We start from the raw sequence: 24,431 nt of genomic DNA, 5'->3' as shown, positions 1-24,431 counted from the left end.
TAGTTCAACAACATGGCCCGTTTGTTGAATTGTCACAATACCGATTATCAGCGTTATTATATCAAATTTTATTTCAAAGCCACAAATTTCGTGATAAAGTCAGTCTTTCAACGCTTTACCCTAGTAAAAGTTTGCAATTTGTTTGCAAACTCCCCTTTTTAACCAAAAAAATAAGTTTCCCCATTATAGGAGAAACCCTTCTATACCAACGTTTTTTACTAAGCTTCCAAGCAGACTCGAACTGCTGACCCCATCCTTACCATGGATGTGCTCTACCTACTGAGCTATGGAAGCATAAAAATGGCTCCACAGGTAGGATTCGAACCTACGACCGATCGGTTAACAGCCGATAGCTCTACCACTGAGCTACTGTGGAATAATATCATAAATTTTATAGAACATACATAATTATTTATTTCATTTTACCTTTTATACAATAAAAAAGTATATAAGAAATCAGCCTGGCGGCGTCCTACTCTTGCAGGGGCAAAGCCCCAACTACCATCGGCGCTGGAGAGCTTAACTTCTGTGTTCGGCATGGGAACAGGTGTGACCTCTCCGCTATGACTACCAGACCTAACGGCTTACGTGGTTCTGTCTCTTTCTTATCAGCACTTCCTTATGGAAAAGGAAAGACAAGATATATTATAGGCATTTCCAAACGAAAATGCAAGGGTTTTATGCATTTATACCCTAAAAACTAAATAAGAGTGTTCGTAACGTACATCTAAAAGCCATTTAGTTAAGTCCTCGATCGATTAGTATTCGTCAGCTGCACGTGTCACCACGCTTCCACCTCGAACCTATCTACCTCATCGTCTCTGAGGGATCTTACTCACTTGATGTGATGGGAAGTCTCATCTAGAGGGTGGCTTCATGCTTAGATGCTTTCAGCACTTATCCGTGCCACACGTAGCTACCCAGCCATGCTCCTGGCGGAACAACTGGTACACCAGCGGTGTGTCCATCCCGGTCCTCTCGTACTAAGGACAGCTCCTCTCAAACTTCCGGGCGCCCACGACGGATAGGGACCGAACTGTCTCACGACGTTCTGAACCCAGCTCGCGTACCGCTTTAATGGGCGAACAGCCCAACCCTTGGGACCGACTACAGCCCCAGGATGCGATGAGCCGACATCGAGGTGCCAAACCTCCCCGTCGATGTGAACTCTTGGGGGAGATAAGCCTGTTATCCCCGGGGTAGCTTTTATCCGTTGAGCGATGGCCCTTCCATACGGAACCACCGGATCACTAAGCCCGACTTTCGTCCCTGCTCGACTTGTAGGTCTCGCAGTCAAGCTCCCTTCTGCCTTTACACGCTACGAATGATTTCCAACCATTCTGAGGGAACCTTTGGGCGCCTCCGTTACACTTTAGGAGGCGACCGCCCCAGTCAAACTGCCTACCTGACACTGTCTCCGAACCGGATCACGGTTCTGGGTTAGAAGGTGCGTGCAGCCAGGGTGGTATCCCACGGGTGCCTCCTCGTAAGCTAGCGCTCACGATTCTAAGGCTCCCACCTATCCTGTACAAGCTGCACGAACATTCAATATCAGGCTACAGTAAAGCTCCACGGGGTCTTTCCGTCCTGTCGCGGGTAATGCGCATCTTCACGCATAGTATAATTTCACCGGGTCTCTCGTTGAGACAGTGCCCAAGTCGTTGCACCTTTCGTGCGGGTCGGAACTTACCCGACAAGGAATTTCGCTACCTTAGGACCGTTATAGTTACGGCCGCCGTTTACTGGGGCTTCGGTTCTACGCTTCGCCCAAAAGCTAACGTTTCCCCTTAACCTTCCAGCACCGGGCAGGTGTCAGCCCCTATACTTCGCCTTGCGGCTTCGCAGAGACCTGTGTTTTTGATAAACAGTCGCTTGGGCCTATTCACTGCGGCTCACTACTCGTGAGCACCCCTTCTCCCGAAGTTACGGGGTCATTTTGCCGAGTTCCTTAACGAGAGTTCTCCCGCTCACCTTAGGATTCTCTCCTCGCCTACCTGTGTCGGTTTGCGGTACGGGCACCTATGACCTCACTAGAGGCTTTTCTTGGCAGTGTGAAATCAGGAACTTCGGTACTTTATTTCCCTCCCCATCACAAGTCACGTTAGCGTTGGACGGATTTGCCTATCCAACTCGCTCCCTGCTTGGGCGCACCATTCCATCGGTGCGCTTTCCTTATCCTCCTGCGTCCCCCCATCATTCTAACAGTCATGAGGTGGTACAGGAATATCTACCTGTTGGCCATCGCCTACGCCTTTCGGCCTCGGCTTAGGTCCCGACTAACCCTGAGAGGACGAGCCTTCCTCAGGAAACCTTAGGCTTTCGGTGAAAGAGATTCTCACTCTTTTTTCGCTACTCATACCGGCATTCTCACTTCCAAGCGCTCCATCAGTCCTCACGGTCTGACTTCCCAGCACTTGGAACGCTCTCCTACCATTGTTCGAAGAACAATCCGCAGCTTCGGTGATACGTTTAGCCCCGGTACATTTTCGGCGCAGCGTCACTCGACCAGTGAGCTATTACGCACTCTTTCAATGATGGCTGCTTCTAAGCCAACATCCTGGTTGTCTGAGCAACGCCACATCCTTTTCCACTTAACGTATACTTAGGGACCTTAGCTGGCGGTCTGGGCTGTTTCCCTTTCGACTATGAACCTTATCACCCATAGTCTGACTCCCAAGGTCAAGTAACTGGCATTCGGAGTTTGACTGAATTCGGTAACCCGGTGAGGGCCCCTCGTCCAATCAGTGCTCTACCTCCAGTACTCATCCCTTGAGGCTAGCCCTAAAGCTATTTCGGAGAGAACCAGCTATCTCCGTGTTCGATTGGCATTTCACCCCTACCCACACCTCATCCCCGCATTTTTCAACATACGTGGGTTCGGGCCTCCAGTCAGTGTTACCTGACCTTCACCCTGGACATGGGTAGATCACACGGTTTCGGGTCTACGACCACATACTCGCATACGCCCTGTTCAGACTCGCTTTCGCTGCGGCTCCGTGTCTTCCACTTAACCTCGCATGGGATCGTAACTCGCCGGTCCATTCTACAAAAGGTACGCCGTCACCCATTAACGGGCTTCGACTACTTGTAAGCGCACGGTTTCAGGTTCTCTTTCACTCCCCTTCCGGGGTACTTTTCACCTTTCCCTCACGGTACTGGTTCACTATCGGTCACGAGGGAGTATTTAGCCTTGGGAGATGGTCCTCCCGGATTCCGACGGAATTTCTCGTGTTCCGCCGTACTCAGGATACACTCCGGAGAAAATGCTCTTTCGATTACAGGGCTCTTACCTCCTATGGCTGATCGTTCCAGATCGATTCATCTAAAGCACTTTTTGGTAACTCCGTAGGAGTGTCCTACAACCCCGAAAAGCAAGCTTTTCGGTTTGGGCTGATTCCGTTTCGCTCGCCGCTACTTGGGAAATCGCTTTTGCTTTCTGTTCCTCCGGGTACTGAGATGTTTCAGTTCCCCGGGTGTGCCTCATCTATCCTATGTATTCAGATAGACGTCCTGTTCCATTACGAACAGGGGGTTTCCCCATTCGGAAATTCCCGGATCAACGTTTACTTACAACTCCCCGGGACATATCGGCGTTAGTCCCGTCCTTCTTCGGCTCCTCGTACCTAGGCATCCACCGTGCGCTCTTGTTCACTTAACTAAATCTTGCTTTGTTTCAAAAGCACATTCATGTTTTGATGTCGTTCGTACTCTTATTTAGTTTTCAAGGTACAAAAATGGAGCCTAGCGGGATCGAACCGCTGACCTCCTGCGTGCAAGGCAGGCGCTCTCCCGGCTGAGCTAAGGCCCCGTATTCGTCAATAGATGGTGGGCCTGGGTGGACTCGAACCACCGACCTCACGCTTATCAGGCGTGCGCTCTGACCAACTGAGCTACAGGCCCATCTATTATAAATATAATAGAAGAATTTGCTCTCTCAAAACTGAACCAAACAACCATGTATGTCTCCACCAAAAGATCTGAAATAGATCGCTCGGCGTTTCCGTTTCTATCCTTAGAAAGGAGGTGATCCAGCCGCACCTTCCGATACGGCTACCTTGTTACGACTTCACCCCAATCATTGGCCCCACCTTCGGCGGCTGGCTCACGCAAAGCGTGTTACCTCACCGACTTCGGGTGTTGCTAACTCTCGTGGTGTGACGGGCGGTGTGTACAAGGCCCGGGAACGTATTCACCGCGGCATGCTGATCCGCGATTACTAGCGATTCCGGCTTCATGCAGGCGAGTTGCAGCCTGCAATCCGAACTGAGAATGGTTTTATGGGATTTGCTTAGCGTTGCCGCTTCGCTGCCCTTTGTTCCATCCATTGTAGCACGTGTGTAGCCCAGGTCATAAGGGGCATGATGATTTGACGTCATCCCCACCTTCCTCCGGTTTGTCACCGGCAGTCAAATTAGAGTGCCCAACTCAATGCTGGCAACTAATCTCAAGGGTTGCGCTCGTTACGGGACTTAACCCAACATCTCACGACACGAGCTGACGACAACCATGCACCACCTGTCACTCTGTCCCCGAAGGGAACTCGGTATCTCTACCGATCGCAGAGGATGTCAAGACCTGGTAAGGTTCTTCGCGTTGCTTCGAATTAAACCACATGCTCCACCGCTTGTGCGGGCCCCCGTCAATTCTTTTGAGTTTCAGCCTTGCGGCCGTACTCCCCAGGCGGAGTGCTTAATGCGTTAACTTCAGCACGAAGGGGCGGAAGCCCCCTAACACCTAGCACTCATCGTTTACGGCGTGGACTACCAGGGTATCTAATCCTGTTCGCTCCCCACGCTTTCGCTCCTCAGCGTCAGTTACAGACCAGAGAGTCGCCTTCGCCACTGGTGTTCCTCCACATCTCTACGCATTTCACCGCTACACGTGGAATTCCACTCTCCTCTTCTGTACTCAAGTCCTCCAGTTTCCAATGACCGCTCACGGTTGAGCCGCAAGATTTCACATCAGACTTAAAAGACCGCCTGCGAGCGCTTTACGCCCAATAATTCCGGACAACGCTTGCCCCCTACGTATTACCGCGGCTGCTGGCACGTAGTTAGCCGGGGCTTTCTGGTTAGGTACCGTCAAGGTACCGCCTTATTCAAACGATACTTGTTCTTCCCTAACAACAGAGTTTTACGATTCGAAAACCTTCATCACTCACGCGGCGTTGCACCGTCAGACTTTCGTCCATTGCGGATGATTCCCTACTGCTGCCTCCCGTAGGAGTCTGGGCCGTGTCTCAGTCCCAGTGTGGCCGATCACCCTCTCAGGTCGGCTACGCATCGTCGCCTTGGTGAGCTCTTATCTCACCAACTAGCTAATGCGCCGCGGGCCCATCTGAAAGTGGCAGCATAAAAGCCGCCTTTCAACTTCTCATTAGGTAATCAAAAGTGTTATCCGGTATTAGCTCGCGTTTCCGCGAGTTATCCCCGTCTCTCAGGTAGGTTGCCCACGTGTTACTCACCCGTCCGCCGCTCGTTCCACAAGCGCAAACCCCGAAGGGTTATTGCCTGCTTCCCGCGCTCGACTTGCATGTATTAGGCACGCCGCCAGCGTTCGTCCTGAGCCAAGATCAAACTCTCCATAAAATAATGAAGTTTGTCTATCATTGACACCGATCAATGATATATCTTCGCTTTTAACATGGTTTCAAGGGGTGAAATCGACCGTCCAGATGAACCATCGGACCTCGTGATTTCTTTCCTCTACCATCTGTTTGACATACTGGTTGTTTTGTTCAGTTTTCAAAGAGCAAATCACATGTTGCGTTAAGTTAGCAACTTTCTTAGTTTATCATATCCACTTTCCTGAAGTCAATGATTTTTTCAAGTTTCTTTAAAAAAATGAATATGTCATCCGTCTTTAAATTGGCGATTTTTATTAATGTCACAGTTTGTCGTTTTTACGACGAAATATAATTTACCATGTTCAAGGATAAAAGTCAATAGGTTTGATAGAAGATTTTTTCCGTAGAAATGATAACCTGTTTCGTAAGTGACAGCTACAATAATATAGCATGATTATCAGATAAGATCAATAGGAAAGGACAAAAAATTTGCTGTACATCCATTGAACAGTCCACAAATTAGCATAGCTCTGTTCACTCCGTAACTTATACTCGTTTATCTAAAAAATCAATTATGATAGATAAAAAAGGAAAGCCCAATAGAACGTTCACTCCATTAATGGCTTTCCCATTCATTCTATTGATGTTCACTTCGTCTTGGCATGTATTTAATACATTCTTGTTCGCTTGCTACCCGGCGGAACAATTGAAATAAAGCCTGGTATCTTTCTCTCATGGCCTGCTTCACCATATGATCTATTCTGTGATCCTCAAGATCCATAAGCAATTCGTCTAATTCCCTTTTCAAGAGATATTCGATTTCTTTTTGTTCCATTTCATTAATTAACAAACCTAACATTACGCCACCTCAAATCTTCTTAACTAGTCAGTTATTTTTACCCTAAATCTGTCACTATATGTATTCGTGAAAATTGACGAATTTCGTCGGTTACCAATTGCTTTTTTAGTTGCCATTAGCTATTTCCAACGTCCATGCAGCTATATCATTACACTTACTATTTCCACGTTTGTGTGTTTTTTATCCATGCATCCCGCTTTTTATTATATAAAGACAGCTTGTTCTTAATCAAGGCTCTTGTTCATAGACTAAAATAACGAAGGACATGTTATGGGGGAGTCGATGATGGAACATTTTTATGTTATGAAATTTAATAAGTGGAAACGCTGGGGTATTGTAGTACTGTTGGCATTTTTCACGGCTGCATTTGTATGGTTTGAGCAAGATGGAACATTTTCAGTTTTTTCTGGTGATGATCCTGCTGTTTTATCTAAGGGAGATGCCAATGAGCCGAATATCGCCTTAACATTTAATATCAGCTGGGGAGAAGAACGAGTATTTGATATTTTGGAACAACTCGAACAAGAACAGGTTCAGGCAACGTTTTTCCTGAGCGGGGAATGGGTGGAACGTCATCCGGATATTGTAGAGGACATTGCTGAAGGGGAGCATGAAATTGGCATGTTGGGCTATCGTTATAAAAGCTATCTTGATCAGGAAATCGATGAAGTGAGAAATGACTTAACCCAAGCAAGGGAGGTATTTGAAAAGCTTGATTATGAAGATGTCAACCTACTTCGTACACCAAGTGGACATTTTAATACAGAAATCATAGAACTGGCGGAAGAAATGGATTTTGAGGTGATCCATTGGAATGTAAATTCGCATGACTGGCTAAATCCCGGAACAGACGCGATTGTTGATAATGTGATGACAGAAACCACGAACGGAGATATAATCCTAATGCATGCGTCTGATTCAGCCAAGCAAACCGCAGATGCATTAGACATCATTCTACCCGGATTACAAAATAAAGAATTTCAGTTTGTATCCATGTCAGAGCTGATCAATCAAGCAGAAGCAAACGCTGAAATAGTAGATTAAACCGACACCCTGATATTGTCTTATCAGGGTGTCGGTTATGCCTTTTTCGGATTTGCTTTTGTAGCTGGTTTACTTTTTCCAGCTTTCGTTGTTTGATGAGAATCAGGTTCATGCAAACGGTGCAGCATAAGGAGCTGATAGGTGTTACACGCGAGCAACGGAATAATCATTAACCAGGCGTAATCGGTTCCTTCTGTTTGCATGCCGGGAATCCATTCGACCGTTGTCATCACAACCATTAGAAACAGTGCAGGAATAAATGCCCGCTGTTTCGTTTCCTTTGCTTTAATCCTGGCAATGATCAATCCATAACCGAGGATCGCAACAGCCATTAATAAATACCATAGCAAAGAAACCTCCCCTTCTGTGGCTTGATAGGGGAAATATACCAAATCAAAGACAACAAAGGCGATTAGTACAACTTGTACCAGCGGCCAATAGGAGCGAAACAAACCCAGCCCTAATCGATTAATAAATAAATGGGCAAAGAATCCTGTCTGGCTAACCACCGCAAAAACAAGTCCTAAGCCGATGAAGAATACCAATAACCCAAGAACTTCCATGAAATTAAACGGGTTGAAAAAAAGAGCGTAATCTCCTGCTTTTACGAAGAAGCTTGTAACAAGCCCTGTTATTGCTCCAATAAATAACGTCTTAAAAAAGAAATTCACTAATTTACGCGTGTTCAAGCCATCTTCCTCCTACTAACTATGTAAAGGATATAATTTCACATATGATTTATAGCCATTTTATCACGATGGAATATTTTTTTCCTTAACGAAGTGAATATTTTATAAATTTGTCACCCATATTAAGGTGTAAGGAAGGAGGATCTCTTCATGAATCGCATCATTTTACTATTCGTTATTGTATTCATGCTATTACTAAGTGCCTGTAATGGAGAAGACTCCTCCAGGAATGAAGCAGAATATGATACAACAAAGAAAATGGTTGTTGATATATTACAGACGGAGGATGGAAAAAAGGCACTTCAGGAAATTATGTCTGATGAAGCCATGAAAGAAGAACTGATTATCGAATCCGATGAAGTAAATAAATCCATCAATGAAACACTAACTTCTGATAAAGGAAAAGAAATGTGGAAACGTTTGTTTTCCGATCCCGCTTTTGTTAAAAGCTTTACCAGTTCCATGGAAGAACCCCAACAGGATCTAATGAAACGTTTAATGAATGACTCCAACTATCAAGAGCAAATGCTTAAGCTACTCCAAGATCCACAAATGACAGAACAAATAATGAGTGTGTTAAAAAGCCAAGAGTTCCGTTCTCATTTAGAAGAAACTATCCAAGAAACATTAGAAACCCCAACATTCCAAGCTAAAATCCAGGAGATACTATTACAAGCTGCCGAGGAGCAAAGTGATGGCCAGCAGGGAGACAGCAGTGGCGATGAGCAGGAAGATAGCAGTAGTGGAGGTGGCGGGAGTGGTGGTAGTGACAGGAGTGATGAAGAAGATAGTGGCGATGGAGGAAGCGGTCAATAATCAAGCCGGATGATCAATAGGGCGCACACGCGGTGACGCCCTATTTATTCTATTCGTCTAATTTCGCCGCAATTTTCGATGCGATTTTATGATATTCTTGTCCAATTGGATGATCTTGCTGATAAATGGATGGTGCGAAGACCTCTTCTTCTTCATATGGTTGCTGAAGGGGTAATTGACCAAGCACCTTGGTTTGTAATGCTTCTGCCAGTTTTGGCCCCCCGCCTTTTCCGAAAATATACTCTTTATCCCCGGATTTACTTTGAAAATAGGCCATATTTTCCACAACACCTAGAATTTCATGCTCTGTCTTTAACGCCATTTGCCCGGCACGTGCCGCTACAAATGCCGCGGTTGGATGCGGCGTTGTTACAAGCACCTCTTTACAGGTAGGTAATAATTCGTGCACGTCCATTGCAATATCGCCTGTTCCTGGTGGAAGATCAAGCAACAAGTAGTCCAAGTCACCCCATTCTACTTCTTTAAAAAAGTTATTCAGCATTTTGCCAAGCATCGGTCCACGCCAAATGATCGGCGAATTATCTTCAACAAAGAAACCCATGGAAATAACTTTCACACCAAAACGCTCAACCGGAATAATTGTTTTCCCGCGAACTTGCGGACGTTCCTCAACCCCCATCATATCCGGAACACTGAATCCATATATATCTGCATCAATAATACCCACTTTTTTACCAAGTCGCATCAATGACATAGCGAGATTAACTGTAACCGTGGATTTCCCAACACCACCCTTACCACTTGCAACCGCGATAAAGTGAGGAGGATTTGCTCCACCCATCAGCGAACTTTCTTGTTCTTTTTCTACGGCAGGCTGGTATTTTTGAATAATTTCATCAGGCAATTGTTCAAAGCGCAATCCAACCGTTGAAGCACCATTTTGCTTTAAAATACCTACAATTTCTTGTTGCAACTGCATCTGTTCTGCTGTATTTGTTTTTGCAATAGCTATTTTTAAACTAACATGCTTTTTCTCTTCTTTAATCTTAACGCTTTTAATGGCGTCCGTTTGTTCAAACGTTGTATGTAAAAATGGATCCTTAACCGGGTTAAGAAGTTGTACAATTTCTTCATTTGTTAACATTTATGTCACGCTCCCCTTATTCATTATAGAAAAATTCCATCAAACCCAGTATAACACAAATCATGTAAAATCTAAGTGATTTAAATCACCAGATTTGATTTCGGGGATTACTCCTCCGGGTCTTCTATTTCTTCGGTGACATATCGCAAAATACCCTCATAAATGCTTGCTGCCATTTGATCCTGGTACTTATCTTGTGTAAGTAATTCACGCTCTTCTCTATTTGAAAGAAACCCAGCCTCCACTAAAGCACCAGGTACTTCCGCATTCTTTAACAGATACATGCTATTATTCGCTAACGTGGAACGATTTGTATTTTCCAAGTTTCGTGTGATTTCCGATTGAATCATTTTTGCCAGATGTCTGCTTTCATCGAATTCCGGATAGTAAAATGTTTGCGCACCACGCCATTCACTTGATGGCAAGGCGTTTAAATGTAATGTCACGAAAAAATCGGCCTCATGATCATGAATAAATTGAAGTCGGTTGCGAATATCCTCCGTTTTCCTTCGCGAGTACCCTTGGGTATCTTCCTCGGCCAGATCAACATCTTCTTCCCTTGTTAAATAAACAATCGCGCCGGTTTGCTGCAAATAATGTTGCAGCTTTTTCGTTATCGTCAATGCGATATCTTTCTCCAATGCTCCTTCTTGGCCTGCTCCTCCATCAACACCGCCATGGCCAGGATCAAGTACAATTGTTTTCCCGGATAATGGTAGAGACCATGGGGAAGAAGCTGTCCACGCCTCTTCCTTTTGCTGAAGCGGAAATTGTATAAAAAAAACCAATAATAAAAGTCCTATTGCCCATAGTGTAATTTTGCTGCCACGACTCATTACATTCGCCCCTTATCATTTGCTTTCTTTATTTTATGGGACGAGTTATGGTATTATGACAATACATAATCGCTATTTTTCCAGGAATACTATTTTCTAAAAGCGTGTTGCTTGTGATGGAAAAGATATAAATACGATGTCATAGATTGCTGATTTCCGCAGTTCCAATCAACCATCAAGACAAACATACCAAGTTATGCGTCAGTTTATATCAACGCCGAGGTCTTAAAATAACAACAACACGTACAAAAAAGGCTTCAGGAAAGGCGACAAACGTTTATTTTTATGGATTCAGTGTAATAGTAAAGAAATCATGATCCACCGGAGAGAGGAGATGGTTAAATGGATTGGTTAGGAATCGGGGTACTCGTTTTAGGTGTTGCATTTCTCGCATTGGTTATTGTTTTGATAAAACCATTAATGAAATTGTCAGGTTTACTCGGAAGCTTGCAAAAAACAACCGACAAATTACCTCAAAGCGTTGATGACATAAGTTCACAGGCAACAGAAGTGCTAACGACAGGCAATGATACATTGAATCAATTAAATACCCAAATCAGAGAATTAAATCCTATCCTTCATATCGTAGGTGATGCAGGAAAGGCGACAAGAAAATTGTCATCTTCCATGGTCGATGCAACAGAAGACATGAAAACAAGCACGGCAGAAGGAAGCGAACTGGTGCAGGACAGAAATCTCGAAGGCTTGTACGGCGCATTGACGTTAGGGTATTACATCTTTCAAAAACAACGTAACAAATAATGAAAACGCCCCTTATCAATAGTTCAGGGGCGTTTTCATTACTGCTCTATTTTATAATGAACTTCCTGCTTTATCCTTTCCAGTTCCTGCGCTCGCTTGCGTCCATCCGCATAAAGCTTCTTTTCCCGCTTCTTTACACTTTCCACGAAAGGCTGATAGTCCGGACGTTGTGACCGCTTAGAAAGAAACGCTTTAACACCCCATCCTAGCAGCACACCACTTATAGCACTTGTCGACACTACCCAATTATTTGTTCTGTTCATCCGAAGTTGCTCCTTCATTTTTCGCTTGTCTGCGTTTCGTGAGCAGATAGTATCCTAATGCAAATGATCCATACAAGCCGCCCAAATTATTCTTCTGGGAGATATCCTTACTATCATCTGTTTTATTTTTCACCGTTTCGGTTACATCCACTAAGGAAGAGGAAAACCTTCTGGTCACATTTCCAACATCACCCACAATGTAAAATAACGGGCTCAATTGACCTAATTTCTCATTCACATCAGCAATCGTGTCATTGCTGTGATTAATCAAATTTCCAGTTTCTTTAAACACATCATCAAGTTGATCTGGTAATTTTTCAACCGTTTTTTCAATCCCACTAAGGATGCCGGCCAGATTTTGCAATGTATGGGCAATAAAAATGGTTAATATAAGAAAAGCTACACCAATAATGAGTACTCCTATTCCCGTTAATGTCATTGTTTATCCCTACCCCCTCTTTGGTTAAATGGTACCATTTCCTTATTTTCATCTTGTATCATCAGTTCATTTTTGCCCGTCGGTTGTTTATTTTTCCATTTGGAATATAATAGAAAAGCTCCTTCACTCCACTTGATTCCTTCAATAAATGGAGCTAGTTTGCGCTGGAACTCAGCGTCAGTAAGCCTTGCCCTGTTCTGTTTGTACACATGGTTCATGGCATTAACGGAACTGCCGACATTTTCCATGGTATCAAAAAGACTGTCGGTTGCGTTGAATTTAACTTCCATATCATCTATCATTTCCTCCGTTCTCTCAACGGTTGATTTAATTTCCGGTGTGATGGATTCAAACTTTTTTTCTACCTCACCTAAGGTTGTCCCAAGGGCTTCCATCGTAGTGGATACGCGTTTTAACACGAGACATATGTATACAACGACAACTGCGAATGCAACTGAACAAAATAGAATTCCTAAATAAATTACGCCCATAATTGACCAGACCTCCTTTACTAAATTATACCACTTGTCGCCTGAAATAAAACTCATATACATTTGGCTTTTACCCCGAAAACCATCGCCCGCACTTCCAATGCATAACTATTTTCGGTGGGACGAATAGTTACGTGAGTCTGAGGACGTGGTTGCTTTAGCCAATGAGCAAATAAAAGATGTTATACTTTTCCTATTCGTTAATTGGCTTTGACATGAAAAAGATTTACTATCCTATGTTTAGGGTATAGGATAGACAAAAGCAAAACCGATGAGGAGGAAATATAATGGATAAGGCAAAAAATTTCGCAAAAGGGTTTATGACAAAATTTAAAGAAGATAACGTTCCATTATTAGCAGCAGCCCAAGCATATTATTATCTTCTTGCTATATTTCCATTGATTATTGTAGGATTTACCATTATTCCGTACTTTAATATTAACCCGAATGATGCGGTGGATTTCATTGGGAATCTACTGCCCAGTGAAATAGCCTCCGTTTTTGAAGAAAATATTATAAGTTTGATCGAAACACCTAAAGGTGGGTTGCTCACCGTCGGTATCCTAGGTGCCTTATGGGCCGCTTCTAACGGCATTAACGCATTTATAAAAGCATCAAATACAGCCTATGACGTCCAAGAGACACGTTCTTTCGTTGTTGTACGCCTTATAGCATTGGGATTGACACTTGGTATGATTATAGCATTAGTTGTCGCTTTTATTCTACCGATGTTTGGTAGCATTATTCTAAATTTTTTAGAGTCCTTATTAGGATTCTCGGGGGCAACGAGCCTGCTTTTTCAAGTATTGCGTTGGACACTCAGTATTTTCGTTCTTACAGGGCTTTTAATGTTCTTATACCGGTTTGCACCAAATAAGAAAATACCATTCAAGCATATATTTCCAGGGGCTGTTACCGCAAGTGTTTTGTGGCAGTTGATATCCTTAGGGTTCTCTTTTTACGTTAGTAATTTCGGAAACTATTCCGCCACATACGGAAGTCTCGGTGGTATTATTATATTAATGATCTGGTTCTTTTTAACGGGCTTAATCTTAATGACTGGTGCTATTATAAATGTGCTTTACCACCGGAGAATGCGTCATGCTGATCCAGAAGAGCAAATCGCTTCTAATCTTTAAGAGCAAGTGCCTTTGTTTCAGGATTACCTAGAGAGGAATCCTGAAACTAGAGGTCTGCTCCAATTATCATAATGGAATACATTTCTCCAAGCAACCTCTTGTACTTTAAGTGGTGTGATAAACACCGCCCCATTGCGGAATTGCCCTGCTGGCTCTTCTGCTACAAATTCACCAATTGCCGCGCCATCTGTTATTTCCAGCATATCATCCATTGCAATTCCTGTTTCAACTCCTTGTTCCATGAGTTTGCCTTCTTCGTTCATTTTCCATACTGCATCCGAGAATATAAGATCCTCAAAGAGAACGGCGGCACCAAGTGATTCATCCAACGTAATACGTAAATTCACATGATAACCCGGAAGCAATTCTTCAAGCTCTGTTTCCTCATCTTCATGCAACGAAACATGGAATGGGTAGATACTTTCTTCTTCTATTTCAACTGCTTTTGGTAAATCGCTCACCTCAGCAATTTCCCCTTCGATGAAGGTTTCCTTTTCCGTGAGCGTCATTTCCACTGCTTGTCCCGGTTCGATTTGGCTGCGCTCCACTTCCGTTAATTCACCTTCTGCTTGTACCGCTGTGCTTTCAATTGCAATCAGTGGATCCTCCAGCGTTTCTTGTACTGTTTTAATTTTCCCTTCGAAAGGACTTTCTACCGTAATGGTGTCCCCATCGGACTGAAGCTCCGTTAATTGATTCTCTACACTCGATAACTCCGCAGACCTCTGAGCTAACTCTTTTTCCTTTTCGATAATATATTGTTCTTTCATCAATTCCGCTTCAACCGAGTTTTCAGGCTCCTCTGCTGTTTCCATCGCCTCATCTTCTTCCGGATTTTCAATCTCTTCTTCCTCCGGTAATTCCGTCATTTCTTCTTCGAGCATCTCTTCTTCAAAGTCAAACGGGAGCGGGGGTTCCTGTGGAGACGAGTCTCCCTCATCATCCGGAATTTGATAGAGTTCCATTTCTGAAATAGCCGTCTCGATCGCAGCGATTTCCTCATTTAATACGTCGACCTCATTCATTAAATCTGTCTCTGCTTCAACATAATCAAGAACCTGGTACGTATAAAGCGGGTCTCCTGCACTCACCTCTGCTCCTTCTTCGACAAGAAACTCCTGAAAACTACCTAAATCCTCGTCGAAATAGACATGATCTTCGCTCACGGAAGCCAGCACCCCTGGTTTATGGAGATGTTCAGCCACATCCGCTTCAAAAACCTGCGACCAATTTTTGAGATAGGATTTTCTTTCTACTTTTCCGTCGTCATCCATATAGACCAATAAAAAATTAATGCCGATAAACAAAATAATAGCTGCTTGAATCAGTCTTCTTCGCATCATCCAAACCACCCACTTATAATGATTTCATCAGCGTAAGCTAAAAGCGCCGCAATACACCAGAATAAAATATGTAACAGGATAACATTCACCCATAGCCAATGCTTTTTCACAACCGCCATCGTGCTAAGATATTTAACCTGAAAGCCGATAATCCATAATTGGAAAAGGGAGATCGACCCGAAGAAGTAAATAAGCCACGGTGTTTCCATGATATAGGACGCTATTACTCCAAAAGATAATGGGGATACATACCAGTCCAGCCCAATCGTAAGCATTAACGGGATCCATAAGATTCGCTCTATTAATAGAACAACAAGCACAACCTGCTGCATGATAATCAATTTCTGGTAGGGTATGTCCGTTAACAAGTAAAATAGTAGTGCAGGCACGAATAAAATAAGCACAGCAAACAAGATAGCAAATCCGACACGGCCAATGATAAACCAGAACTTACTCTGTTCATACGCAGCCGGTGAGTGTGTGACAATATTTTGCGAGATAAGATCTGTCCCAATCCCCAGATAAGCCATCCAAGCATAGATAATCACACTAAACAAAACAAGCAATATACTTACTTTCCATAAGTTTTGTACCTTTTCTGCCTTTCGAATCCGAAATAAGTGATCGTCCATCGAACGAAAAAATTTAAATAAGTTAACAGGATAGGTCATGGATTCCATTCCTTTTCTATTATTCTTTTTACATATTTTTCTTAATTTTAACCTAAAATCCGATAAAATTCTATGTTATTGTATAATTTTCGTAGAATAGTCAATTGTATCCTATTTGTGCAAAAGGAAAGGATGCTCTGGTTGGAGAAGAGCATCCTTTTGTAGTTGAACATTTTTATTAGTGTTTGTGTCTCCCGTTTCGGATGTGTTCTCTCCCGATTTGCTGCGGGGCTCTCCCGTTTCGGGCCTGCTCGATTTTATGATACCCAACGCGGCTCCATTAAAAGAAGTCCATCAAATAGGTTTGTTTCCTTGGAATGAGCATTTCAAGCTGTTTGATAGCCTGCTCCTCCCCTTTTAACAACCCTATTTGATAATAGTCGCTTGGCCGTTTGTAGCCTAAAAGCATTCCTGTAAGAACCTGGATCGAACATTCGATGACTTGTTCATCTCTTCCATCGCCTTTTCCCAACTGATAATTCCCGCTATTTTCCGGGAAAAAATCATCCTCAACTGCTGCGATAAGGTTGCTATCACCTTGAAAAGGGTATTCCTCTAAAAAGGATTGGACATCAACAATGCGAGCCATAAAATACGGATGCAGTTTTTGCTCAAACCGTGGTTCATCGAGCAAAAGAGGCAAATGGTTATCTTCCGAAACAATGAGATTAGCCTTCTCTGCCATCGAATCATGGTTACCGATAAACTGCAGCAAAAGCTTATGCCCGTTCAAATTGGTATAAACCATTTCTTTCACAGTTAATACCTGCTCCTTCACATGATAGATGATATAGCCCTCTGGGTGCCCGTTTCCACTATAGGCTATGGCGATATGCTGTGATTGGTCCTTTAACACACGCTGCCTCCACCACCTCTCATCACGCTCAAGCATTCCATTAAACGTTTTCGCATATTCGGTATATATACGATGCAGCACGGATATATCAGACTGTATTCGCCGCACATATCCCTCACCGCCCCATTGCTTCTTTAATTTCTCCAAGGGAATGGAATATTGTTGTTCTGTGAAAACATGCTCCCATCCATACTTTCGATAAAAGGCAAAAGCAAATGGATGCAAAAAAGAGAGGGTTTGTCCATTTTGTTTCATCTGTTGTAAAGCATGATGAAGCAAATGCTTGACCATCCCTTGTCTGCGGAATTCAGGCCATGTTGCAACACCGCTAATTCCCCCCATCGCAAAGGACTTGCCATGGATATAACAGGACAGTGGTATCAAATGAACCTTTGCCGCTAGTTGGCCGTCTTCCATCCATCCCCAGACCGTATGCCGCCTCATTTCTTCTTTTTTCTTCTGTATCTCTTCTTCGGACAAATGGTATTGAAACGCAAATTGAGATAGAGAAACAATGTCATCTACATTTGCTTCAGTTAATGTTTGAATGTTGTTCAAGGTGTAAACCTCCTACTACCCTATTTATTCCTATAATAAAGGAAAATGAATATCTATGGTACCAAAAAACAGAATGGAGAAGTATCGGTGAGGTTTGTGGTGTTTCAATCATTATGAAATTGAGAGTTCTAGAAGATTTTAAATGAATGCAAATAAAAAACAGATACCTTCCTAATATAGGTAGGATATATCTGTCTTTTGGCTTCCACCTCATACTTGTTTAAGCAACAATGTAAAATAAGTATTCCGGCCCGTTTTTTACCGGGTCCTTAGCGAATTGGTAACCATGTTTTGATACTTCTTCCGGAACATTTCTAAATGAAGAAGGACAGTCCGTGATGACCTGAAGCAGCTCCCCCGCGGTCATCCCTTCCAACGCTTCTAACGTGTAAATGACAGGATAGGGACAAGATTCTCCTCGTAAATCCAATGTAAAATCAACTGACATATTTCTTTTCCCCTTTCTTGAATCCCATACCGACAAAACGATGTGTTTTCTGCCGATAGACGGTAAGTAAATATAAAATACCAAGCATAACAAGGGTTGCTAGGATTGCACCAACTGGTCCCATGCTAGAAATGAGATTCATTGGTTTTCCGCTGGCAACGAGTGCATGATAGACTCCAAGATGATCCCACGCATAGGCAAGTGCCGTTACACCAATGATATTTCCAGCGAATACGGTCAGATAGAGGATTTGTCCCTCCATTAATCGGTACATCATACCCGTTTCACAGCTGCTTGCCAAAACGATACCAAGGCCAAATAGAAACCCGCCAATAAAGGTACTTGGAGCTGCAATTTGTGTAATTGGCTCCATACCATAGATGCCAATAACAAACAATGTAATGATGGAGCTCACTGCCATGGCGATAATGATTGCCTTTGCCATTACACCTCTACCTGTTAGCCATAAATCACGGAATGCAGAGGTGAAGCAAATTTGTCCTCTTTCTATGAATATACCAAAAAGCGCCCCAAACAAAGCAGCCGTACCAAGCAGTGGTTTGCCAGTCGTAAAGAAAAATAAAATGAGTCCTGTATACACCAGTGCAATAACCCCACCTATGTAAGGCTGAATTTTTCTGTTCTTTTCCTTAGATGGCTTTTTATTTCCCCTCGTTAAAGAAGGTTTACCTTTCCACCATCGTGTTTTTGTAACCTTTGCTCCTAAATAAGTCCCGATCCCTGTGGCAACAATAAAGATCCACGAGTGTAACGAAAATTGCGGAACACCTGTGAAAAAAGCCGCCAAATTACAGCCCAACGCGAGACGTGCACCAAATCCGGCAATAATTCCACCAACTAATCCTTGCACCAGACGTCGCTTTTGTTTGGGGATACGAATTTTAAAATTATTACTGAAAAGAACCATGATGAAAGCACCGATAAACATCCCCCAAACAATCCAGCCATCAGACCTTGAAAACGAAGAACCTTGCATATGTACCAGGTCAAAATAAGCCCAATCTGATATATCTACACCAAGAAACTGTAAGATATGGCCTCCCAAGCGGGTGAATTCGCCAGTTACCGCCCAAACGGTACCAGTAATGCCAAAATAAATCGCACTAAGGATTCCAGCCAGAATGAGCGCGACATATGGATTCCAATAACGTGTAAATATGTGATTAACTACTGCCTTCATCCTTCTTAACTCCCAATCCTTTAAAAATGGAAACCAATTAAGCTTATGCGCACAATTCATGTGTATATATCCTATTTTACTCGTTTGGATGAGACCTGTCACGTGCTATTAGCAAATGTACCATTTTCTTAACAATTCATCATTTGACATGTGATAAAACGTTAACAACTCCCTAAAATCGGATTTAAAAAGGGGCAAAATTCCGATGTATATATGGGCTAAACATAAATAAAACCAACGTTTAGCACTATAAATGTCGGGTAAATTAAAGAAAGGAATTGATAAAACATAACGCATCGACTATGAGAAATAGAGAAGTTGGAGGAATTATTGGCTATGATAACCCGAGAAGATATCTTTACGCATGTCAAAGCAAGTTATGGCACATTGCCTGATTACCCATTTAAGAAATTTCCAAACTATGCTGTATTGCGCCATGCATCCAACAGAAAATGGTACGGTCTTGTAATGAATGTCCCCTCGGAAAAATTGGGATTAGATGAGAATGCGGAAATAGATATTCTAAATCTAAAATCTCCTCCTGAATTAAATGGTATGTTAAGAAACAGCAGTAACATTTTACCTGCATATCATATGGATAAGGAACATTGGATTACACTTGTTTTAGAACGTACCGACCCAGAAGGAGAAATTTATAACTTAATCGAGCAAAGTTTTCGTTTAACCAAGTAACATACACTAACCCATCGAAGCGAAGAAAGAACCTGGATTTTGCCATATCAAAAGGGTGCTATTAACAATAACGCCAGCCTTTGGTTTAATAATATTCGCATCTTTATATCGCCCTGTCTACTAAGTAGCAAACGTCGAAACGCGTTTGCTTACATATCTCCTTTTAGTGAGGAATGTGCTACGTAATAAATCAACAGCAAGTCATTCACTTGTTAAAAAAATTTTTCCTTTGCTTTTCGCATATTCCATATCTCGAACAGCTTCTTTTACATTTACCAAATCATATGGAGAATCAGGTGCTTTCAACCTTAATTTTTTAGCCTTGATTAACCCTATCACATGATGAAATGTTGCTTGCCATGTTTTTGTTGATACGCTTTTATTCCAATGTCGCAAATGAAATATAGTTACGTTCACGTTTGCCTTATTTGTAATTGATGCCCAGTCTACTTGGACTCCGGATAAAAGACCTATGGTTAAAAACGTACCTTTAGGCTGTACGCAAAAGGCTAAATTCGTACCAGAAGAGCCACCTATAGAATCAACAGCAGCATCTGCGCCACATCCATTTGTTAATTCCCTAACAGCCTCTTGTAAGGCATGTTCGGATGTATTGATGACATGAGAAGCACCATGCTTAAGCAAATCTTGTGTATATGTATCATTTCTCGTTATCGCAATCAACTTAAAACCCAGTACGTTCGATAATTGGGCAAAAATATGGCCGATTGAAGAACCACACGCATTTACCAATAACACGTCATCTGGTTTTAGCCCCAACACCTCCGTACAAATAACCCATGCTGTAATTGGATTTATATAAACTTGCGATGCAGTAAAATCATCCATGGAATCAGGAACAGGAATTGCAAATGGTGCTGACGTCCTCACAAATGCTTGCCACGTGCCCTCTCCCCTTAGCGGTAAAACACGCTTACCAACCAGATTTGGTGATACGAAAGAGCCTACATCTTCTACAATCCCAACACCTTCATAACCGGGAATATGAGGTAATGAAATTCGATGCGCATAAGATCCTCTGATTGGTATTAAATCGGAAGGGTTGATAGGACGAGCTAGCATACGAACAAGGACTTCATTCTCCCTGGGTGGTTGGACACCCTTATATTCAACTTGTAATACATCTTGAGGGCTGCCGAATTCATAGAATTTAATACATGTTGCATCCAAAACAATAAGTCTCCTTTACGTTTTGTATCTGATCATCCATTATAGCGTTTTTTTGTTATTATGACTGTTTTTTTGGAACAATTAGAAGAAAAGATCGTTTGCGGTTTAACACAAAAAGGGATTGAAAAAACATAGTACGATCTTCAAATCGATCGTGCTTGCGCTTAAACCGATCGAGTGTAGTTCCAAATCGATCGTGCTCATGCCCAAGCCGATCGAGTGCGCGCTCAAATCGATCGAGTACGCTTATAATGATGGCAGCATTTTTCCTGCATATCATATAGATAAGGAACAATGGATAGGAAAATGAGCGCCAAAAATCGTGTCTGTTTTTACCCTACTTGAACTGAAGATTGGCTTAGATGCCCTTCATATTATCCAGCTTATCCAAAATAAGATTCACAATAGCTAAACTGGTAAGTACCATCTACAACTATGTCAACGTTCGGTTTAATCGTAATTAACATCTCTATATAGCCCCTTCTTCCTTGAGAAATGTAATTATTTTTATCTGTCAAACCAATCTCACCCAGGAAAATATCTTTAAAGAAAGACGGCCTTCGCTCCTTAAAACGATAAAGTCGTACCAATTGGCAGGCAGTGTGTATCATCTCCATGTCCAAGTTGATTCGTTACAGCTACAGGTAATTGATACTTCTGGGTCATTTTGAAAACGAGTTCTTCTATGCTTGGCTCCTGTTTCTCAACCACCATTTGTGTGAACGTACCTAACAACACGCCGTTGCAGTGCTCAAAGTACCCGATTTGATCTAATTGGGATAACAATGAAGCTATCAAGCTAGAACGTCCACCTAGGCTCTCTAAAAATACGATTTTATTAGTGGGGTCCGGCATATACAGCGTGCCAGCTAATTTAAGAAAGCATCGTAGGTTCCCACCTACCAAGACACCTGTCATTTCCTTACCACGAAGCCACGAATAATCAAAGGTCATACATGTGGCGTAGTCACTGTCATGCAAGAACAATTTGCGAAATAAATGGCGTTGTTCTAGCGCGTGTTCACCGACTAAGTTTGCCACTTGGTAATGAAACGTTGGGACCGTAGAACGCGCATAAATGGCATTTAGAATCACAGACAAATCACTAATACCTAAGAACGGCTTTGGGTTCTCTCTGATTACTGCATAATCAAGGTAGGGAAGAATGTGATTAGCAGAATTCCCACCGGATATATCGAAAATAGCGGCGATTTTCTCATCCTTAAAGAACTTCATGAGTTGACACGCCCGTTCCTCAGATGATCCACTAAACGGCGTATTGCCACGATGGTAAATGGTACTCGCTAAAACGGATGTAATCCCCATTTCTGAAAATAGTTCCATAACTTCCGAAACTACACTACTATCGTGGTCTCGACCATCCGAACATGCTATCAAACCAACCGTTTTCCCCACCAATTTTTCCAATCGTAACACGTCCTTCTTTTATTTTGGAATAAGTTACATCTTCTACTTTCCTACATTGGTTCCATTTGCTCTTCCAATAGGCACATTATAATACTGATTTTATTTCCAGATAATCGATGGCCTCCAGATGGTCGTACCTTCAGCAAATAAGAGTCATCTTCACATTCATCACTATACATTTTATCACGGACGTCTTCATACAATGGTTCCTTACATCTTAACAGAAACGTTCTTCGTCAACAGCCGAATCATCCAAATAGAAACAACCACAATAAACAGCACGCCGAGGGCCGCAACACCAGCCGGGATGGCGTTCAACGCTGCCAAACCTTCAAGTAACGGCAGACCGAGCGTAACTCTTAACAATGTATCTCCCGCCATTAAGAGAACGAGCGCAATAACAATAAATCCCAAACCAGTGACCGTATCAAAACGATAAAAACTTGCACTGATTAACCAGCCGAGCAAATAGTACAGAAAGATATTTAAACTAAATACCCCCATGGCTAAGATCCAATTACTCCCCGGGTCGATATAAGGTGTAAAGATAACAGACTGCACAATCGTACTAATAACGTCACCAATGCCCCCAATATCACCAATATCTTCCGCTATTTCTTGGGTAACTGCATTTAGACCAGGATCACCGAATGTTATGTTTGTCAGATTGGTCACGATAAAACGTTCAATCGCATCAACAACGAATGCGATAATCGGAATAACCACAGAAAGCCCAACAGAAGCAAGGAGGGCCCCTTTAAAATAATCTTTTCTTGTGACGCCATTTGCCACATAATGGGAGAGAAAGGACGTAGATATGATCCCAATAACAAGCATAAATATATTAGCCCCAATAAAAACAGCGTCATAATAACCGTCTACACTGTCGTTCCCGAGCAGTGTTCTCCCAACCTTAATGATATTTATCACCAGCATGATGCCAAAAAATCCCCACGCCCAAGCAAATTGAATCGAAAACATATCCATAATTACTTTCGGAAATATCGATTTCTGTTTCATCGGTCATCCTCCTCCGTCAAATGGATAAATAACTCATGAAGCGAAATTGGTCCTGTTTCCAGTCCTTTATCCATCGCTGTTTTCCTTTCCTGATCATGCAGTTCTCCATACACCATGACAGATTTTGTATCCCCCAATTGCTGCTCGTGGAGTAGTGTCTTTGATTGGACAAAGTCATCGACAAGTTCGCTTTTTCCGGTAATGGATGCACCTTTAGCAACAAGCGAATTATATTCCTCTTGGAGCATCATCTCTCCGTTATTTAATATCATTACCTCATCAAACAAATAATCCATTTCAGATACGAGGTGGGTGGACAGGATGATGATTCTTGGGTGTTTTTCTTGATCGTTCAATAACGCTTGATAAAAAATATCTCGCGATGGTGCATCCATGCCAAGGTATACCTCATCAAATATCGTGATCGGCGCTCTTGATGCTAAACCGATAATGGCATTAACAGCCGACTGCATCCCTTTGGAAAATTTCTTGATCGCCTTCTTCTTGTCGAGTTTGAATTGCTCGATAAGATATTCAGCATATTCCATATCGAAATGGGGACGATAGCGCTCTATTTGCTGAAACATGGATTTTACATTTTCGGATTCATCTCCATAATCTTTGTCATACATTAGCGCAACTTGCTGCATAATACCTGCATGTTCAAACGGAGTTTCCCCATTGATGGTAATAGACCCGGAGGATGCTTGACGGAAAGATCCCAAAATCGACAGAAGCGATGTTTTTCCCGCGCCGTTGGAGGAATGTAAATATAGACAACCATATTCAACCCTTGCCAGTCAAGGGATTACAAAAATCTAAAGACAATTAAACACATCTATAATCACACCTAAAACGTCATTTGAACGGTATTTTTCCGACAGATGACGTTTTTAAGTGGGATTATTAGAAGTAACATTTTTATAAGATAAATGAATGAAAATATCATTACAAGTCCTAAAATCAAAAGCCCTTTAGTAGCTAATTTCATTCCTTATTCAAATATATACTTG

General features: G+C 42.5%; 21 protein-coding genes, 4 tRNA genes and 3 rRNA genes. 5 read left to right on the top strand and 23 right to left on the bottom strand.

Annotated elements, in window-relative coordinates; all coding sequences use genetic code 11:
* Positions 1-221: 221 nt before the first annotated feature.
* From KFZ56_RS01715 to KFZ56_RS01680, 8 genes are all read right to left on the bottom strand, one after another.
* Positions 222-294: transfer RNA gene (locus tag KFZ56_RS01715), tRNA-Thr, on the bottom strand.
* Between the two features lie 7 nt (positions 295-301).
* Positions 302-376 (bottom strand) — tRNA-Asn (locus KFZ56_RS01710).
* 83 nt (positions 377-459) lie between these two features.
* Positions 460-575, bottom strand: a 5S ribosomal RNA gene (rrf, locus tag KFZ56_RS01705).
* Positions 576-738: 163 nt separating this feature from the next.
* Positions 739-3,658: ribosomal RNA gene (locus tag KFZ56_RS01700) — 23S ribosomal RNA — on the bottom strand.
* Between the two features lie 77 nt (positions 3,659-3,735).
* Positions 3,736-3,808: transfer RNA gene (locus tag KFZ56_RS01695), tRNA-Ala, on the bottom strand.
* A 15-nt stretch (positions 3,809-3,823) separates the two neighbouring features.
* A tRNA-Ile gene (locus tag KFZ56_RS01690) sits at positions 3,824-3,900 on the bottom strand.
* A gap of 116 nt (positions 3,901-4,016) precedes the next feature.
* Positions 4,017-5,588: ribosomal RNA gene (locus KFZ56_RS01685) — 16S ribosomal RNA — on the bottom strand.
* The 16S, 23S and 5S rRNA genes sit together here with 4 tRNA genes alongside, the layout of an rRNA operon.
* Positions 5,589-6,203: 615 nt before the next feature.
* The gene (locus tag KFZ56_RS01680) at positions 6,204-6,425 is read right to left on the bottom strand and encodes a hypothetical protein (protein ID WP_222639818.1); all 222 of its coding nucleotides are present in this window, start codon (positions 6,423-6,425) and stop codon (positions 6,204-6,206) included.
* A gap of 285 nt (positions 6,426-6,710) precedes the next feature.
* On the opposite strand from KFZ56_RS01680, the gene pdaB reads away from it, so the two are divergent.
* Entirely contained in the window at positions 6,711-7,469 is a 759-nt protein-coding gene (pdaB, locus tag KFZ56_RS01675) for a polysaccharide deacetylase family sporulation protein PdaB (protein WP_222639816.1), read from the top strand.
* A gap of 35 nt (positions 7,470-7,504) precedes the next feature.
* Here pdaB and KFZ56_RS01670 read toward each other — a convergent pair whose 3' ends face one another.
* The gene (locus KFZ56_RS01670; RefSeq protein ID WP_222639814.1) at positions 7,505-8,158 is read right to left on the bottom strand and encodes a KinB-signaling pathway activation protein; all 654 of its coding nucleotides are present in this window, start codon (positions 8,156-8,158) and stop codon (positions 7,505-7,507) included.
* Positions 8,159-8,308: 150 nt separating this feature from the next.
* Between KFZ56_RS01670 and gerD the strand changes: the two genes are divergently transcribed.
* A complete protein-coding gene (gene gerD / locus KFZ56_RS01665; RefSeq protein WP_222639812.1) occupies positions 8,309-8,974 on the top strand; it encodes a spore germination lipoprotein GerD in 666 nt (221 codons plus the stop codon).
* Positions 8,975-9,023: 49 nt separating this feature from the next.
* Here gerD and salA read toward each other — a convergent pair whose 3' ends face one another.
* Both salA and cwlD read right to left on the bottom strand, forming a co-directional pair.
* Positions 9,024-10,079 (bottom strand): iron-sulfur carrier protein/transcriptional regulator SalA, encoded by a 1,056-nt coding sequence (salA, locus tag KFZ56_RS01660; RefSeq protein ID WP_222639809.1) that lies wholly within the window; start codon positions 10,077-10,079, stop codon positions 9,024-9,026.
* A gap of 107 nt (positions 10,080-10,186) precedes the next feature.
* Positions 10,187-10,915 (bottom strand): N-acetylmuramoyl-L-alanine amidase CwlD, encoded by a 729-nt coding sequence (gene cwlD, locus KFZ56_RS01655; protein WP_222639804.1) that lies wholly within the window; start codon positions 10,913-10,915, stop codon positions 10,187-10,189.
* Positions 10,916-11,257: 342 nt separating this feature from the next.
* On the opposite strand from cwlD, the gene KFZ56_RS01650 reads away from it, so the two are divergent.
* The gene (locus tag KFZ56_RS01650; RefSeq protein ID WP_222639801.1) at positions 11,258-11,677 is read left to right on the top strand and encodes a DUF948 domain-containing protein; all 420 of its coding nucleotides are present in this window, start codon (positions 11,258-11,260) and stop codon (positions 11,675-11,677) included.
* A 38-nt stretch (positions 11,678-11,715) separates the two neighbouring features.
* Here KFZ56_RS01650 and KFZ56_RS01645 read toward each other — a convergent pair whose 3' ends face one another.
* Genes KFZ56_RS01645 through KFZ56_RS01635 form a run of 3 tightly spaced genes read right to left on the bottom strand, consistent with a single transcriptional unit; the run spans position 11,716 to position 12,870 of the window.
* The gene (locus tag KFZ56_RS01645) at positions 11,716-11,940 is read right to left on the bottom strand and encodes a hypothetical protein (RefSeq protein ID WP_222639799.1); all 225 of its coding nucleotides are present in this window, start codon (positions 11,938-11,940) and stop codon (positions 11,716-11,718) included.
* On the bottom strand, positions 11,924-12,379 hold the full coding sequence (locus KFZ56_RS01640) for a DUF948 domain-containing protein (RefSeq protein ID WP_222639797.1): 456 nt from the start codon (positions 12,377-12,379) through the stop codon (positions 11,924-11,926). The genes KFZ56_RS01645 and KFZ56_RS01640 overlap by 17 nt, the downstream gene beginning before the upstream one ends.
* Positions 12,376-12,870 carry a DUF948 domain-containing protein gene (locus KFZ56_RS01635; RefSeq protein WP_222639796.1) on the bottom strand — a complete coding sequence of 165 codons (495 nt, stop codon included), beginning with the start codon at positions 12,868-12,870 and terminating at the stop codon, positions 12,376-12,378. Before KFZ56_RS01635 ends, KFZ56_RS01640 begins: the two co-directional genes overlap by 4 nt.
* A 287-nt stretch (positions 12,871-13,157) precedes the next feature.
* Between KFZ56_RS01635 and KFZ56_RS01630 the strand changes: the two genes are divergently transcribed.
* The gene (locus KFZ56_RS01630) at positions 13,158-14,009 is read left to right on the top strand and encodes a YihY/virulence factor BrkB family protein (RefSeq protein WP_222639794.1); all 852 of its coding nucleotides are present in this window, start codon (positions 13,158-13,160) and stop codon (positions 14,007-14,009) included.
* 23 nt (positions 14,010-14,032) lie between these two features.
* Here KFZ56_RS01630 and KFZ56_RS01625 read toward each other — a convergent pair whose 3' ends face one another.
* The 5 genes from KFZ56_RS01625 to yedE all read right to left on the bottom strand — a co-directional run bounded on the left by KFZ56_RS01625 (position 14,033) and on the right by yedE (position 19,086).
* On the bottom strand, positions 14,033-15,349 hold the full coding sequence (locus KFZ56_RS01625; protein WP_255584762.1) for an efflux RND transporter periplasmic adaptor subunit: 1,317 nt from the start codon (positions 15,347-15,349) through the stop codon (positions 14,033-14,035).
* Positions 15,349-16,023, bottom strand: a complete 675-nt coding sequence (locus KFZ56_RS01620) for a hypothetical protein (RefSeq protein ID WP_222639790.1) — start codon at positions 16,021-16,023, stop codon at positions 15,349-15,351. Before KFZ56_RS01620 ends, KFZ56_RS01625 begins: the two co-directional genes overlap by 1 nt.
* Positions 16,024-16,303: 280 nt before the next feature.
* Complete coding sequence (locus KFZ56_RS01615; protein ID WP_222639787.1) at positions 16,304-17,437, bottom strand: GNAT family N-acetyltransferase; 1,134 nt, start codon at positions 17,435-17,437, stop codon at positions 16,304-16,306.
* Between the two features lie 220 nt (positions 17,438-17,657).
* On the bottom strand, positions 17,658-17,885 hold the full coding sequence (yedF, locus tag KFZ56_RS01610; RefSeq protein ID WP_222639784.1) for a sulfurtransferase-like selenium metabolism protein YedF: 228 nt from the start codon (positions 17,883-17,885) through the stop codon (positions 17,658-17,660).
* The gene (yedE, locus tag KFZ56_RS01605) at positions 17,875-19,086 is read right to left on the bottom strand and encodes a selenium metabolism membrane protein YedE/FdhT (RefSeq protein ID WP_222639781.1); all 1,212 of its coding nucleotides are present in this window, start codon (positions 19,084-19,086) and stop codon (positions 17,875-17,877) included. Before yedE ends, yedF begins: the two co-directional genes overlap by 11 nt.
* Before the next feature lie 336 nt (positions 19,087-19,422).
* On the opposite strand from yedE, the gene KFZ56_RS01600 reads away from it, so the two are divergent.
* Positions 19,423-19,779, top strand: a complete 357-nt coding sequence (locus KFZ56_RS01600; protein WP_222643859.1) for an MmcQ/YjbR family DNA-binding protein — start codon at positions 19,423-19,425, stop codon at positions 19,777-19,779.
* Between the two features lie 201 nt (positions 19,780-19,980).
* Here the strand turns inward: KFZ56_RS01600 and KFZ56_RS01595 are convergent, their stop codons facing one another.
* The 4 genes from KFZ56_RS01595 to KFZ56_RS01580 all read right to left on the bottom strand — a co-directional run bounded on the left by KFZ56_RS01595 (position 19,981) and on the right by KFZ56_RS01580 (position 24,218).
* Positions 19,981-20,970: a zinc-dependent alcohol dehydrogenase family protein gene (locus KFZ56_RS01595; protein ID WP_222639779.1), complete on the bottom strand. Its 990-nt coding sequence runs from the start codon at positions 20,968-20,970 to the stop codon at positions 19,981-19,983.
* A 567-nt stretch (positions 20,971-21,537) separates the two neighbouring features.
* Positions 21,538-22,398 (bottom strand): S66 peptidase family protein, encoded by an 861-nt coding sequence (locus tag KFZ56_RS01590; RefSeq protein WP_222639777.1) that lies wholly within the window; start codon positions 22,396-22,398, stop codon positions 21,538-21,540.
* A 210-nt stretch (positions 22,399-22,608) separates the two neighbouring features.
* Positions 22,609-23,418, bottom strand: coding sequence for a hypothetical protein (locus KFZ56_RS01585; protein ID WP_222639774.1), 810 nt, complete (start codon positions 23,416-23,418; stop codon positions 22,609-22,611).
* Positions 23,415-24,218 (bottom strand): ATP-binding cassette domain-containing protein, encoded by an 804-nt coding sequence (locus tag KFZ56_RS01580; RefSeq protein WP_222643858.1) that lies wholly within the window; start codon positions 24,216-24,218, stop codon positions 23,415-23,417. Before KFZ56_RS01580 ends, KFZ56_RS01585 begins: the two co-directional genes overlap by 4 nt.
* Positions 24,219-24,431 lie beyond the last annotated feature (213 nt).

Source organism: Virgibacillus sp. NKC19-3, assembly GCF_019837165.1.
Lineage (GTDB): Bacteria > Bacillota > Bacilli > Bacillales > Amphibacillaceae > Virgibacillus_L > Virgibacillus_L saliphilus.
Note: the sequence above shows the minus strand (reverse complement) of the source record. Positions and strands in the feature narration are given on the sequence as shown.

What these genes read in the sequence shown, in the direction of transcription:
- KFZ56_RS01680 (WP_222639818.1), bottom strand. Translation starts at nt 6,425, where the DNA reads ATGTTAGGTTTGTTAATTAATGAAATGGAACAAAAAGAAATCGAATAT.
- pdaB (WP_222639816.1), top strand. Translation starts at nt 6,711, where the DNA reads ATGGAACATTTTTATGTTATGAAATTTAATAAGTGGAAACGCTGGGGT.
- gerD (WP_222639812.1), top strand. Translation starts at nt 8,309, where the DNA reads ATGAATCGCATCATTTTACTATTCGTTATTGTATTCATGCTATTACTA.
- salA (WP_222639809.1), bottom strand. Translation starts at nt 10,079, where the DNA reads ATGTTAACAAATGAAGAAATTGTACAACTTCTTAACCCGGTTAAGGAT.
- cwlD (WP_222639804.1), bottom strand. Translation starts at nt 10,915, where the DNA reads ATGAGTCGTGGCAGCAAAATTACACTATGGGCAATAGGACTTTTATTA.
- KFZ56_RS01650 (WP_222639801.1), top strand. Translation starts at nt 11,258, where the DNA reads ATGGATTGGTTAGGAATCGGGGTACTCGTTTTAGGTGTTGCATTTCTC.
- KFZ56_RS01645 (WP_222639799.1), bottom strand. Translation starts at nt 11,940, where the DNA reads ATGAACAGAACAAATAATTGGGTAGTGTCGACAAGTGCTATAAGTGGT.
- KFZ56_RS01640 (WP_222639797.1), bottom strand. Translation starts at nt 12,379, where the DNA reads ATGACATTAACGGGAATAGGAGTACTCATTATTGGTGTAGCTTTTCTT.
- KFZ56_RS01635 (WP_222639796.1), bottom strand. Translation starts at nt 12,870, where the DNA reads ATGGGCGTAATTTATTTAGGAATTCTATTTTGTTCAGTTGCATTCGCA.
- KFZ56_RS01630 (WP_222639794.1), top strand. Translation starts at nt 13,158, where the DNA reads ATGGATAAGGCAAAAAATTTCGCAAAAGGGTTTATGACAAAATTTAAA.
- KFZ56_RS01625 (WP_255584762.1), bottom strand. Translation starts at nt 15,349, where the DNA reads ATGCGAAGAAGACTGATTCAAGCAGCTATTATTTTGTTTATCGGCATT.
- KFZ56_RS01620 (WP_222639790.1), bottom strand. Translation starts at nt 16,023, where the DNA reads ATGACCTATCCTGTTAACTTATTTAAATTTTTTCGTTCGATGGACGAT.
- yedF (WP_222639784.1), bottom strand. Translation starts at nt 17,885, where the DNA reads ATGTCAGTTGATTTTACATTGGATTTACGAGGAGAATCTTGTCCCTAT.
- yedE (WP_222639781.1), bottom strand. Translation starts at nt 19,086, where the DNA reads ATGAAGGCAGTAGTTAATCACATATTTACACGTTATTGGAATCCATAT.
- KFZ56_RS01600 (WP_222643859.1), top strand. Translation starts at nt 19,423, where the DNA reads ATGATAACCCGAGAAGATATCTTTACGCATGTCAAAGCAAGTTATGGC.
- KFZ56_RS01585 (WP_222639774.1), bottom strand. Translation starts at nt 23,418, where the DNA reads ATGAAACAGAAATCGATATTTCCGAAAGTAATTATGGATATGTTTTCG.